Source organism: Comamonas sp. Z1, assembly GCF_008121555.1.
Lineage (GTDB): Bacteria > Pseudomonadota > Gammaproteobacteria > Burkholderiales > Burkholderiaceae_C > Comamonas > Comamonas thiooxydans.
This window is the reverse complement of the sequence record NZ_VOQT01000007.1, coordinates 173,954-187,348: the sequence shown is the minus strand read 5'-3', so window position 1 is coordinate 187,348 and position 13,395 is coordinate 173,954. Positions and strand designations below refer to the sequence as shown.

Here is a 13,395-nt window from a genome sequence, read left to right as displayed (position 1 = left end):
TAGCTTCCATCCAGTGAACCGCTTGGTCGCCTCGCCGGCTGCTCAGGCACAGGCCTTGCTCTCGCGCAGCGCCGCTATATCGGCCTGGGCATAGCCCAGGGACGCGAGCACGGCATCGGTGTCCTGGCCGATTCTGGTTCCCGGTGTGGGGCTGCGCGCAGGGGTGCGTGAAAAGCGTGGGGCCGGCGAGGGCTGGCACTGGATACTGCCGTCCACTTCCAGATCGACGAACAGATTGCGCCGGGCGTTGTGCGGATGAGCGGGTGCCTCGGCCAGGCTCAGCACCGGGGCAAAGCAGACATCGCTGCCTTCGAGCTCTTCGCTCCACTGTGCCTGCGTCTTCCTGCGCACGATTTCGGCCACGCGGGCCTTGACTTCGGGCCAGTCGGAGCTTTGGTACTGGCGCCTGGGGTCCACATCGGTCAGGCCCAGCTTCTGCAGCTGCAGGGCATAGAACGGCGGCTCGATGGCGCCCAGGGTGATGTGCTTGCCATCTGCGCACTCGAACACTTCATAGAAGGGTGAAGTGTTGAGAAAGTGATTCTGCGCGGGATCGTCCTTCCAGTAGCCCATGCCACTGCGCATCTGGTGCATCAGGCCACTCATGGCGCTCACTCCGTCGATCATGGCTGCGTCCACCACCTGACCCCTGCCGGATTGACGTGCCTCGTGCATGGCGCACATGATTCCGAACAGCAAGAACATGGCACCGCCCGCCATATCGCCCACGATGGTGGGCGGCAGCACGGGCGCCTGGCCGGGGCGCATGGAGGTGGACATCACGCCCGTCAGCGCCACATAGTTGATGTCATGGCCTGCGGCCTGGGACAGGGGGCCGGTCTGGCCCCAGCCGGTGACGCGGCCAAAGACCAGGCGGGGCGCGCGGCGGGCGACTTCCTCGGGGCTGAAGCCCAGGCGCTCCATCACGCCGGGTCTGAAGCCCTCGATGAGCGCGTCGGCAGACTCGATCAGCTTCCAGGCGGCGGCGCGTCCGCCCTCGGACTTGAGGTCCAGCGCGATGGACTTCTTGCCCCGGTTCTGCGCCATGCGCGGGTAGCGGGATGCCGCAGCATGGTCTGCGCTGCGCTCGATGAGAATCACTTCGGCACCCATATCGGCCAGCATCATGCCGGCAAAGGGGGCAGGGCCGATGCCTGCAAATTCGATGACGCGCATTCCGCTCAAAGGCCCTGGGCTCTGGCCTTGGAAAGGGTGTTCTGTACTCAAGTCGGTCTCCTGTTTTTGTCTGCGACTTTTCTATCTTGTTGATCCTGCCGGTTTTGGACCCGTCCGTTTGGAGTATGTCCAGGGTGAAAGCCAGGCCAACACTGGACATTCCATAAAAAAAGGAGAGCAATACATGTTCAGGCTGGATGGGAAAGTGGCGCTGGTCAGCGGCGGCGGGCGCGGCATGGGGTTCGGCATCGCGCAGGCGCTGGCTGCGCAGGGCGCACATGTGGTGGTGAACGACTTTCATCAGGACCGTGCCGAGAGTGCGGCACGTCAATTGTGCGAAGCGGGATTTAAGGCATCGGCCCAGGCGGCGGACCTGACGGATCGCGCCGCCATCTTTGCCATGGTCGAGCGCATCCAGGCCGAGGTCGGTGTCGTCGATATCTTTGTGCACAACGCCGGCATCCCGGCCCAGGGCTGGGGCTACACGCCGTTTCTGCAGTCGCCCGAGTCCGAATGGAACGCCTGGCTGCAGCTCAATCTGCATGGGTTGATGCATGCCTGCCAGACTCTGCTGCCCGCCATGCAGGAGCAGGGCTGGGGGCGCATTGTGGCCATCAACTCCGACGCGGCGCGCACGGCCACGGGCATGGGGCTGTGTGCCTATGGTGCGGCCAAGGCGGCAGCGATTGGCTTCATTCGCAATCTCTCGGGCGAAGTGGGCCCGCACGGGGTGACGGCCAACGCTCTGTCGCTGGGCACCATGAACAACTGGGAAGGCTCGGAGAAGATTGCCAGAAAGGGCACGTCCGTGGGCCGGGCCGGATCGCCCCAGGATGTGGGTGCGGCCGTGAGCTATCTCGCATCGACCGAGGCTGAGTGGGTCAACGGCCAGGTGCTGCCGGTCAACGGCGGTGGTCTGGTTGCCTGAGTTCAGCAGCCGTCCTCAACAGCCTTCCGGTGGTTCAAGCCGGGAGGCTTTTTTGTCACTCAAGAGACTGAAGAACTGTCGAACGGGAGACTGCCAAGCCCTGGCGACGGACATTCTGGCGGCATCAACTGCTTTCCCGTTCTGAACCGAAAGCCATGTGCCGGAAAGTTCGGTTTCGACCGGTTCTTCTCATAGTCTGCCCCTAGTCCGAATCAGGTAGGTTTGGGCAAAAGCCGTATGGCAATCTGAATAAGAACTCGATAACAACCTGGTGATGTGAGGAAAGCAGATGGAGGCATTGATCTTCGACCATGTCCGAACCCCCCGAGGCAAGGGCAAGCCGGATGGAGCACTGCATGAGGTGACGCCGGTCTGGCTGGCCGCGCAGCCGCTGGTGGCGCTGCGTGAGCGCAATCGGCTCGATACGGCGGTGGTGGACGACGTGGTCATGGGCTGCGTGGTGCCCGTGGGCGAGCAGGGTGGCAATGTGGGCCGCATGGCGGTGCTGCAGGCCGACTATGCGCAGAGCGTGGCTGGCGTGCAGCTCAATCGCTACTGCGGCTCGGGCCTGGAGGCGGTGAGCTTTGCTGCAGCCAAGGTGATGGCCGGCCAGGCCGATATGACGATTGGCGCCGGTGTGGAGATGATGTCCCGCGTACCCATGGGCTCCGATGGCGGCGCCTGGGCGCAGGACCCGCAGCTGGCCAGCAAGACCTATTTCGTGATGCAGGGCATTTCGGCAGACTTGCTGGCATCGCTGCGCGGCCACAGTCGCCGTGATCTGGACGAGTACTCGGCCGAAAGCCACCGCCGCGCGGCCAAGGCCTGGACGGAAGGTCGCTTTGACCAGTCTGTCGTTCCCGTCAAAGACTTCCTGGGCATGACGCTGCTGGAAAAGGACGAGACCATTCGAGCCGAGACCACCGCCGATTCGCTGGCCGCCCTCAAGCCCGCTTTCACCGAGATGGGCCAGAAATACGGTTATGACAGCGTGGCGCTGCAGCGCTATCCGCAGGTCGAGCAGATTCACCATCATCACCATGCAGGCAACAGCTCGGGCATTGTCGACGGTGCGGCTGCCGTGCTGATCGGCACGGCCGAGGCCGGTGCCAGGCAGGGCATGAAACCCAGGGCCCGCATCCGCGCCTTTGCCAGCATCGGCTCCGAGCCGACCTTGATGCTGGACGGCCCGGCCCATGCCGCACGCAAGGCTTTGGCCAGGGCGCGCATGCAGGCTTCGGACATCGATCTGTGGGAGCTCAACGAGGCCTTTGCCACGGTGGTGCTGACCATGATGGAGGAGCTGGACATTCCCCATGAGCGCATGAACGTCAACGGCGGAGCGATTGCCATGGGCCACCCGCTGGGGGCCACCGGCGCCATGATTCTGGGCACGGTGCTGGACGAGCTGGAGCGCAGCGGCAAGCGCACGGCGCTGATCAGCCTGTGCGTGGCCGCGGGCATGGGCTCGGCCATGATCATCGAACGCGTGTGAGTGAGGGAGCAGAAGTCATGACAACGGAAATCATTCGCTACGCCGTAGATGAGGACGGCATTGCCATGCTGACGCTGGATTACCCCGGCAAGACCATGAATGTGATCGACCAGGCCTTCATGGACAGCCTGGAGGCCTGTATCGCACGCATGCACGGCGACGACCGGGTGCGCGGCGGCATCATTACCTCGGGCAAGGACAGCTTTGTCGCGGGGGCCGACCTGATGGGCATGGAGGCCAATATCGACGCCATGGCGGACATGCCCATCGAGGAACTGTTCGCCTCCTGCGCATCGCTGTCCCGGCTGCTGCGCAAACTGGAGACCCTGGGCAAGCCGCTGGTGGCGGCCATCAACGGCATGGCATTGGGCGGCGGCTATGAAATCTGCCTGGCCTGCCACCACCGCATTGCCGCCGATGCACCCACGGTCATGGTCGGCCTGCCCGAGGCTCAAGTGGGCTTGCTGCCCGGCGCCGGCGGCACCCAGCGTCTGCCGCGCATGATCGGCATTCTGGCCGCCATGCCTTTTCTCATGGAGGGCAAGCAGTTGCGGGCAGTGAAGGCCAGGGAAGCCGGTCTGGTGGACGAAGTGGTGGCTCCCGGGCAGTTGCTCAGTGCTGCCAAGGCCTGGCTGTTGGCCAGGCCCACGGCGCTGCAGCCCTGGGATGTGAAAGGCTTTCGCATCCCCGGTGGCGGCCCGCTGGACCCGCGTGTGGCCCCGGCCTTCGTGGTGGGCAACACCCTGCTGCAGGCCAAGACCTTTCACAATATGCCAGCGCCGCTGTGCATTCAAAGCTGCATCTACGAAGGTTGCCAGCTGCCCATCGACAAGGGCCTGCGCATCGAGAGCAAGTACATGGCCACGCTGTCGCGCAGTCCCGTGGCGCGCGGCATGATTCGCACGCTCTTCGTCAACAAGGCCAAGGCCGAGAAAGGCATGCACCGTCCTGCAGGCTTGGAGCCCTTCCAATGCCGCAAGCTGGGTCTGATAGGCGCAGGCATGATGGGCGCGGGCATCGCCTTGGTGGCCGCCCAGCGCGGTATTCAGGTGGTGCTGATAGACCGGGATCAGGCGGCAGCGGACAAGGGCAAGCAGTACTCCGAGAAGACGCTGGCCAAGCAGGTGGACAAGGGGCGCCAGAGCCGCGAGAAGGCCGATGCCATCCTCGCCTGCATCACGCCTGGCACCGATTACGAGCTGCTGCGCGATGCCGATATGGTGGTCGAAGCCGTGTTCGAAGACCGTGCCATCAAGGCTGAAGTGACCCGCAAGCTGGACGCCGTGCTGCCGCCTGGCTGCGTGCTGGCCAGCAACACCTCGGCACTGCCCATCAGCCTGCTGGCGCAGGCGAGCGACAGGCCCGATCGCTTCATCGGTCTGCATTTCTTCTCGCCGGCCGACAAGATGCCGCTGGTGGAAGTCATTCGCGGCAAGCAGACATCGGATGCCACGCTGGCGCAGGCACTGGATTTCGTGGCTCAGCTCAAGAAGACGCCCATTGTCGTCAACGACAAGCGCGGCTTTTTTACCAGCCGCTTCATCGGCGCGTTTGTGGATGACGCCATCGGCATGGTGGCAGAAGGCATTGCCCCTGCATTGATAGAGAACTGTGCAAAGCATGCGGGCATGCCCGTGGGGCCGCTGGCGATTACCGACGAGCTGTCGATTGATCTGTCCAAGCATGCGGGCGAATCCCAGGCCAAGGAGTTCCCAGAGGAATACAAGCCCGGTCGCTCCGTGCCGGTGATCGGCAAGCTGTTCGAGCTGGGCCGCCTGGGCCGCAAGGTGGGCAAGGGCTTCTATGACTACGATGAAAGCGGCAAGCGCATCTGGCCGGGCCTGGCCGAGTATTACCCGCTGAAAGCCCCGCAGCCCAGTGCGCATGACCTCAAGCAGCGCATTCTCTATGTGCAGGCCGTCGAAGGAGCGCGTGCCATGGAGGAGGGCGTGCTGCTGGCGCCGGCCGACGGCGACATCGGCTCGATTCTGGGGGTGGGCTTTCCCGCCTATACCGGCGGCCCCTTCTGCTTTATCGACGGCATAGGTCTGGCGCAGTTCGTGGCCGAGGCCGATCGCCTGGCAGATCTGTTTGGCGAGCAACTGCGCCCGCCACAGCTGCTGCGGGATATGGCGGCCAAGGGCCAGACCTTCTACGGCAAGAGCGCAAGAGCCTGACAAAAGCACAAATGTGCCGCTAGGGGCGGGCCAGGGCTCGCCCCATGTGCAGACACTCATCCGATAAATACATCAATGGAGACAAGGCATGGATGAAGTCTTCGATTACATCGTCATAGGCGCGGGCTCGGCGGGGGGCACACTGGCTGCACGGCTGAGCGAGAACCGGCAGCACAAGGTCCTGCTGCTAGAAGGCGGCGCAAGCCACAAGGATTTGCTGGTCTCCATGCCTTCTGGCTGGGGCCAGATGGTCAACAGTTCCCGTTATTCCTGGGGGCACGAAACAGAGCCCGAGCAGTACGCAGCCAAGCGCCGCATTAGCCTGCCGCGAGGCAAGCGCCTGGGAGGCTCATCTTCCATCAACGGCATGATTTATGTGCGCGGCGATCGCGCGGACTTCGACAGCTGGGCTGAGCAAGGGGCGGCGGGCTGGAGCTATGACGAGTTGCTGCCCTACTTTGTGCGCACCGAAGACCAGCAGCGCAGCGAACAAGAATTCACCCGGCCCTGGCATGGGCGCGGCGGGCCGCTGACGGCCAACAATCTGCACAACCCACATCCCGTATCGCTGGCCATGGTACAGGCCGCCATTCAAGCCGGCATGCCCGCATGCAAGGATTTCAACAACGGCCATCCCGACGGGGCAGGGCTGTTTCAGGTCAATCTCAAGAATGGTCAGCGCTCGTCGGTGGCCAAAAACGCCATCGAGCCCGCCATGCAACGGCGCAATCTGGATGTGCGCATGCAGGTGCTGGTCACCCGCATAGGTCTGGACGGGCTGCGCGCCAGCACGGTGCACTGGAGGGACAAGGCCGGCGCAAGCCATGCAGCTCGCGCCAGCAAGGAAGTCCTGCTGTGTGCAGGGGCTCTGCAGTCGCCCCAGTTGCTGATGCTTTCGGGCATCGGCCCGGCAGCGCACCTGCAGGAGATGGGGATCGAGGTCAAGGTGGATCTGCCTGGGGTGGGCGCCAATCTGCAGGACCATGCGATTGTCCCCATGTCCTGGCGCATGAAGGCCGGAACGCCCAGCCTCAACCGCTCGCTGCGCGGCCTGGGGATTGGCGCTTCGCTCATTCAGTACCTGTTGACCAGGCAGGGCGCCATGGCCATGCCGGCTTCGGAGTTTGCCGCCTGGTTCCGCAGTGACTCCAGCCTGCCCTATAACGACATCCAGATTCACGGCCTGCCCGTGACCGGCGATATCGAGGGCTATATGCAGGGCGGCAAGAACTACCGCACCGAGGCCTTCCCCGGCATGACGATGGCGCCCTATCAGGTGCGGCCCTATTCACGCGGCCAGCTCAGGCTCAGGAGCAGCAAGCCCGAGGAGCTGGCCAGCATTCGCATGAACTTTCTGCACGACGAGCGTGACCGCAAGGCGCTGCTCCATGGAGTACGCATGGCCAGCAGGATTGCGCAGCAGCCCGCGCTGGCCGGCCTGATCGAAACGCAGACGCGCCCGGCACCTGGCCTGCAAAGCGACGAGGAACTGCTGGACTGGATCTCCATGTACATGGGTTCGGGCCACCACGCCAGCGGCAGCTGCCGCATGGGCCATGCGGCCGATCCGCGAAGCGTGGTCACGCCCGAGCTCCGGGTCAAGGGCGTGCAGGGCCTGCGCGTGATCGATGCCTCGGTCATGCCGCATCTGGTGTCGGGAAACACGAATGCGGCATCGGTGGTGATCGGAGACAAGGGCGCAGATCTGGTGCTGGGCCTGGCCCCGCCTGCTGCAAGGCGGTGGAATGTGGCAGCCGTGCTGCCGGATGGCGCATGCGCCGCCGCCGCGGTTTGAGCTTGGGAAGAATGGGTGGAGACAAAAAAGATGAACTTCGATTTCAGTGACGACCAGAACGCATTGCGCAACGAAATACGAAAATTCCTGACCAGGGAATCGCCGCTGACGCAGCCGCGTGCCTTGCTCGAGGGCGAGGGTCACCATGCCCAGGACGTATGGAGCGGCATGGCCCAGCTGGGTGTGAGCAGCCTGATGCTGCCGGAGGACTGTGGCGGTATAGGCCTCGGTGCCATGGAAATGTGCGTGGTGGCCGAGGAAGTGGGCCGCCAGCTCAGTCCCGTGCCTCTGGCCTCGACCATGTATCTGGCGGTGCAGGCCGTCCTGCTATCTACACAGGAGCAGTCTGCGCAACGCCGGCAATGGCTGCTGCCGGTTTCGGGTGGAAGCATTGGCTGTCTGGCAGCGCCGACGGACGGGCAGGAACCGCCATCCGGTCTGCCCCTGTTTGACGGCAAGACCTTGAAGGGGGAATGTCCGCTGGTGGCCGACGGCATGGCCGCGCAATGGGGTGTGGCGCTGGCGCGCAATGAGACGGGGGCGGATGTGCTGGTGGCCTTCAGGTGTGACGGCTCGGTGCAGCGCAAGAAGCTCAAGACGCTGGATCCTTCCAAGCCCTATGCCTTGTTGCGCTTTGACGGCACGGCGGCCGAGCAGCTTGACGGAGCCAGCAGCGCTGCCCAGGTGCTGGCACGCGTGCGCAATCGTGCTGCCGTGATGTTGGCCTTCGAACAACTGGGAGCGGCCGACGCCGCGCTGGAGATGGCCTGCAGCTACGCCAGGGAGCGCAAGGCCTTTGGCCGGCCCATTGGGTCCTATCAGGGCATCAAGCACAAGCTGGCCAATCTCTACACCAACAACCAGCTGGCCCGTGCGCATTGCTATTACGGAGCCTGGGCGCTGACGGCAGACATGGCTCTGGCTGATGGTGCGCCCGAGCTGCCAGGCGCAGCCGCCGCAGCGCGCGTGAGCAGCACTCAGGTGCTGTCGGATGCTGCACAGGAAAACCTGCACACCCACGGCGGCATGGGCTATACATGGGAGATGGATTGCCATCTGTTCTACCGCCGTGCGCGCCAGCAGGCCGTGGAGCTGGGCAGTATCCACGCCTGGCGCGAGCAGGTGGCGGCCGAGTTGCAAAAACGATTGCTTGCTCCTGCGAAAGAGACGATTGTGCAGAGCTCGACCGCGGCTGACCGCCAGTCCATGGACTTTGGGGACACGCCCGAGGAAGCCGCCTTCCGCGCCGAATGCCGCGCCTGGCTGCAAGCCAATGCCGTGCCCAAGGCAAGTGCCGACGACTATTTCGGTCGTGACATGACTGCCGAGCAGCGCATGGAGGCAGCCCGGGTCTGGCAGGGCAAGAAGGCTGCAGCGGGTTTGGGTGCGATTACCTGGCCCAAGATGCTGGGTGGCCGTGGCGGCACGCCCATGCAGGAGCTGATCTGGCGCCAGGAAGAGGGCAAGGTCAAGGTGCCCACGGGCATGTTCAACGTCAGCCTGGGCATGGTTTTGCCATCGGTGATGGCGCACGCCAGCGCCGAAGTGCTGGCCCTGCATGTGGCCCCGGCACTGGGCGGAAAAAACCTCTGGTGCCAGTTGCTGAGCGAGCCGGGTGCCGGCTCCGATCTGGGCATGGTGCGCACACGTGCCGAGCGTGCCACCGATGGCCGTGAGGGCTGGATCGTCAACGGGCAAAAGGTCTGGACCTCTCTCGCGCAGTTTGCCCAGTTTGGTCTGGTATTGACTCGTACCAATCCCCAAGCCAGCAAGTTTGAAGGCTTGACCACCTTCTTCCTCGACATGAAGTCGCCCGGCATTACCGTGCGCCCGATTCGCCAGGCAGGGGGCGAGTCCGAGTTCAACGAAGTCTTCTTCGAGGACGTGTTCGTGCCCGATAGTCAGATGGTGGGCAAGCTGGGCAGTGGCTGGAAGGTCACGCTGACAGGCTTGATGGCAGAGCGCCTGGCCATTGGCGGCGTGATGCCCGCCGAGCTGTGGCGCACCACGGCTGGCTTGCTGGCCGATCATCGCTTTGACGGCAGGCCGGCGCTGCAGGACGGTCGCTTGCGCGAGCGCTGGGCCGACCTCTATCTGAAGGAGCAGGCGCTATGGCTGCTGCAGTGCCGCGCGCTGACGGCGCTGAGCAAGGGCCGCCAGCCCGGCCCCGAAATGAGCGGTGCCAAGAACGTGGCCGCTGCCGCGCTGCAGTCCTTTAGCTACTTCGCCATCGACTTGCTGGGCGAGCGCGGCGTGCTGGCCGCCAGCGAACTTGGCGAGCGTTTTGCCATGGTGGAGCGTCTGTGGTTCGGCTCTGCCGGCATGCGCATTGCCGGCGGTACCGACGAGGTGGTGCTCAACAGCATTGGCGAACGCGTGCTGGGGCTGGCTGCCGAGCCCCGTGCGGACAAGGACCTGCCCTTCTGCGAACTGCTTGCCTAGTGACTTGGCGCGGCACACCGCAATGTGCCGCGTCCTTTTTACTGGGCATACAAGCCTCCATTCAATCCACGTGGCGGATATCACGTTTTTCAGGAGACAGGAAATGAGCGCATCTGCTGTGGCCCGTGTGCCGCAAGCCGCTTCGGCCAGGGTGATGCCGGTCAGCAATGTGACGGGCTGGCGTCGTCACTATCTGCTGCTGGTGCTGTTGCTCGTCTATGGCGTGAGCATGATAGACCGTCAGATCATGGGGGTGCTGATTCAGCCTATCAAGCAGGAGATGGGGGTTTCGGACAGTGCCATGGGCCTGCTCACGGGTCTGGCCTTTGCTCTGTTTTACAGCATTCTGGCCGTCCCCTTTGGCCGCTTTGCCGACCGTACCAACCGCCGCAACCTGATTGCCTGGTGCTGCGCCGGCTGGAGCGTTGCCACGGGTCTTTGCGGCATGGCGGTGGGCTTCTGGAGCCTGACGGCTGCTCGTGTGGGTGTGGCGGTGGGCGAGGCGGGCAGCACGGCGGCATCGACCACCATGATCGCTGACATCTACCCGCCCGAGCAGCGCAGCCGAGCCATGAGCGTATTCAGCCTGGGCCCGCATCTGGGCTCGCTGGTGGGTCTGGGCGTGGGAGCCTGGATTGCCCAGCACCATGGTTGGCGTGCGGCCTTTTTGTGGCTGTCTGTGCCCGGCGTGCTGATCGCTTTGGTGCTGCGCATGACTTGCCGCGAGCCTTTGCGCGGCGCGCAGGAAGGTCGTGCCGTGGTGCAGGCCGCAACAGAGAAGTTCAGCGAGGTGATGTCAGCCCTGGTGCGCAACAAGGCGTTTGTGGGCCTGGGGCTGGCCAGCATGCTGATGGCGTTCTCGGGCTATGCGATCGGCATGTGGAATACCGCGTTTCTGGTGCGCTCCCATGGTCTTCAGCTCAAGGACGCGGGCGCCATCATGGGATTCATCGGCGGGCCGGGGGCGATTTTCGGGGCTTTGCTCAGCGGCTGGGTCACCGATCTGATGGCAAGGAGGGATGTACGCTGGCAAATTGGCGTTCCGGTTCTGGGGACGCTGATTTCGATTCCGCTGGGGCTGGCTTTCTATCTGAATGACTCTGCGGGACAGTGGACGCTGGCCGGCCTGCAGATTCCGCACGCGATTGTCTACTACGGTCTGTTTTCCATCTTCTCCAGTTTCTGGGCTGCGCCGGTGTTTGCTGCACTGACCAATGTGATTGCTTCCAGCCGTCTGGCGACTTCTCTGTCCATCTACAACCTGCTGCTGACTGCAGTTGGCGGTGGTCTGGGACCTCTGACGGTGGGTCTGTTCAGCGATGCATTCATCGTTCGGGCGGGCAGTGAATCGCTGCGCTGGGCGCTGGTCTGCATGCTCGCCTTTTATGCGCTGGCGCTGCTGATCTATGCCTGGACCATCAAGCCCTATGCATCGATGGTGACCGCGAAAAAGATCGCTTGAAGCGATTTGGAAACAGACGATGGAGAGAGTTTCCACTGAGATTGTGCTTTCTTCGACCAAGTCTTGGGAAATGCCTTGGCGGAAGTTTTTTAAGGGTAGGTGCTGTTGGGAGCTGCTTGCCTATCTGCGAGCATGCACCCTCGAAACCACAAGGGTCTGCACCAGGTTCAAGCAGACGATGAATGTGGACAGGCCGTCGTCGAGCATTGCAGCACCTGCGGGACAAGTGGATTCGTAAAACGGGAAGACAGACGGAGACAAGAGATGACACGGACCTTCAATCTGGCGGATATTTTTGAGTTGGTGGTGCAAGCTGTGCCGGATCGCATTGCCTTTGGCTGCGGCAGGCAGAAGCTCAGCTTCAAACAGCTCGATGAGCGAGCCAATCAGCTGGGCAATGCGCTGCGCGCGCGCGGCATAGGACGGGGCGACAACGTCGGCATCCAGCTCTACAACTGCGCCGAGTATCTGGAGGCCTTTTTCGCCTGCAGCAAGATCGGTGCCGTGCCGGTCAACGTCAACTACCGCTACGTGGCCGATGAGCTTCAGGGGCTGTTCAACAGCCTGGACCTGCGCGGCCTGGTCTATGGAGCGGACTTCGATGCGTCGGTGCTGGAAGTCATTGCCCTGGTGCCCACTTTGCGCCTGGCGCTGCGGGTTGGCGAGGAGCGTCATGGCCTGCCCAGGACAGTGCAATCCTACGAGCGCGTGTTGGCCGAAGGTGGACGGGAACTCACGGACGCCGAGCGCAGCGATGACGATATCTTCATGCTCTGTACCGGCGGCACCACGGGGCTGCCCAAGGGCGTGATGTGGCCGCATAAATCCTTGTTCATGGGGGCCTTGGGCGGTGGCGGCTATTACTTCCGCAGACCTCCCATCGAAAGGCCGGAGGAGCTGCTGCAACTGGTGCCCAACGGCCCGGCGCTGGCCTATCTGGCGGCGGCACCGCTCATGCATGGCGCAGCCATGTGGGCCACCCTGATCAGCCTGTTTTCCGGACATCCGGTCTATGTGAACGATCGCAAGAACTTTGATCCCGTACACATGCTGGATCTGATCGAGCATCACCAGATCAATGTGATGGCCGTGGTCGGCGATGCCATGGCCTTGCCCATCATCCAGACGCTGGAGAACAACCCCGGGCGCTGGCCTCTCAAGTCACTGATGATCTTCGGCAACGGCGGTGCCGTGTTCTCGCGTCACCTGCAGGAGCGGCTGCTGGTGCAGGTGCCTCATCTGGTGCTCAACAACGGCATGGCCAGCTCCGAATCCGGAGTCTTGGGCGGGGGGGAGAAAACGCCCGAGGGCGAAGGCTTTATGCGCATCGCGCCGCGTCCCGACCTCAGCGTGATCTCCGAAGATCTGCGCATTCTGACGCAGCCAGGTGAGGAAGGCATTCTTTCGCGCCGTGGCCACATGCCCCTGGGCTATTACGGAGATCCCAGGAAAACGGCCGAGACCTTTGTGATGGTCAAGGGCAGCCGCTGGGTGTTGACAGGGGACAGGGCCCGCATCGACACCACGGGTGAATATGTGGTGCTGGGCCGTGGTTCGCAGTGCATCAACACAGGAGGCGAGAAGGTTTACCCCGAAGAGGTGGAGGAAACCGCGCGCCGCTACCCGCCGGTTCAGGATGTGGTGGTCGTGGGCCTTCCTGACGAACGCTGGGGCAGCAAGGTGGTGGCCGTGGTGCAGGTGCAGCAGGGCCACGAGTTCGATCTGCAGGAGTTCGAAAAGATCTGCCGCAGCAATCTGTCTGGCTACAAGCTGCCGCGCGCCGTGTATCTGGCCACTGAAGTCAAGCGCAGCCCGGCAGGCAAGGCGGATTACCGCTGGGCCAAGGCCTATGCGGCGGAGCATGAACCGCTGAGCGCCATAGAGGCCTGAACCGGAGGAAAAAACAGTTACAGACAGCAC

General features: G+C 63.4%; 8 protein-coding genes. 7 read left to right on the top strand and 1 reads right to left on the bottom strand.

Annotated features, from left to right (window positions below; translation table 11 throughout):
• Window positions 1-42: 42 nt before the first annotated feature.
• A complete protein-coding gene (locus FSY45_RS14865) occupies window positions 43-1,176 on the bottom strand; it encodes a CaiB/BaiF CoA-transferase family protein (protein ID WP_004341290.1) in 1,134 nt (377 codons plus the stop codon).
• Window positions 1,177-1,360: 184 nt separating this feature from the next.
• Between FSY45_RS14865 and FSY45_RS14860 the strand changes: the two genes are divergently transcribed.
• The 7 genes from FSY45_RS14860 to FSY45_RS14830 all read left to right on the top strand — a co-directional run bounded on the left by FSY45_RS14860 (window position 1,361) and on the right by FSY45_RS14830 (window position 13,365).
• Window positions 1,361-2,104 carry an SDR family NAD(P)-dependent oxidoreductase gene (locus FSY45_RS14860; protein WP_148748109.1) on the top strand — a complete coding sequence of 248 codons (744 nt, stop codon included), beginning with the start codon at window positions 1,361-1,363 and terminating at the stop codon, window positions 2,102-2,104.
• A 289-nt stretch (window positions 2,105-2,393) separates the two neighbouring features.
• Complete coding sequence (locus tag FSY45_RS14855) at window positions 2,394-3,599, top strand: acetyl-CoA C-acetyltransferase (RefSeq protein WP_004341287.1); 1,206 nt, start codon at window positions 2,394-2,396, stop codon at window positions 3,597-3,599.
• 17 nt (window positions 3,600-3,616) lie between these two features.
• Window positions 3,617-5,776: a 3-hydroxyacyl-CoA dehydrogenase NAD-binding domain-containing protein gene (locus FSY45_RS14850; RefSeq protein WP_046461335.1), complete on the top strand. Its 2,160-nt coding sequence runs from the start codon at window positions 3,617-3,619 to the stop codon at window positions 5,774-5,776.
• An 88-nt stretch (window positions 5,777-5,864) separates the two neighbouring features.
• On the top strand, window positions 5,865-7,571 hold the full coding sequence (locus FSY45_RS14845) for a GMC family oxidoreductase (RefSeq protein WP_046461336.1): 1,707 nt from the start codon (window positions 5,865-5,867) through the stop codon (window positions 7,569-7,571).
• Window positions 7,572-7,601: 30 nt separating this feature from the next.
• Window positions 7,602-10,013 (top strand): acyl-CoA dehydrogenase, encoded by a 2,412-nt coding sequence (locus tag FSY45_RS14840; protein ID WP_046461337.1) that lies wholly within the window; start codon window positions 7,602-7,604, stop codon window positions 10,011-10,013.
• 103 nt (window positions 10,014-10,116) lie between these two features.
• Window positions 10,117-11,475, top strand: coding sequence for an MFS transporter (locus FSY45_RS14835; protein ID WP_046461338.1), 1,359 nt, complete (start codon window positions 10,117-10,119; stop codon window positions 11,473-11,475).
• 264 nt (window positions 11,476-11,739) lie between these two features.
• The gene (locus FSY45_RS14830) at window positions 11,740-13,365 is read left to right on the top strand and encodes an AMP-binding protein (RefSeq protein ID WP_046461339.1); all 1,626 of its coding nucleotides are present in this window, start codon (window positions 11,740-11,742) and stop codon (window positions 13,363-13,365) included.
• Window positions 13,366-13,395: the final 30 nt, after the last annotated feature.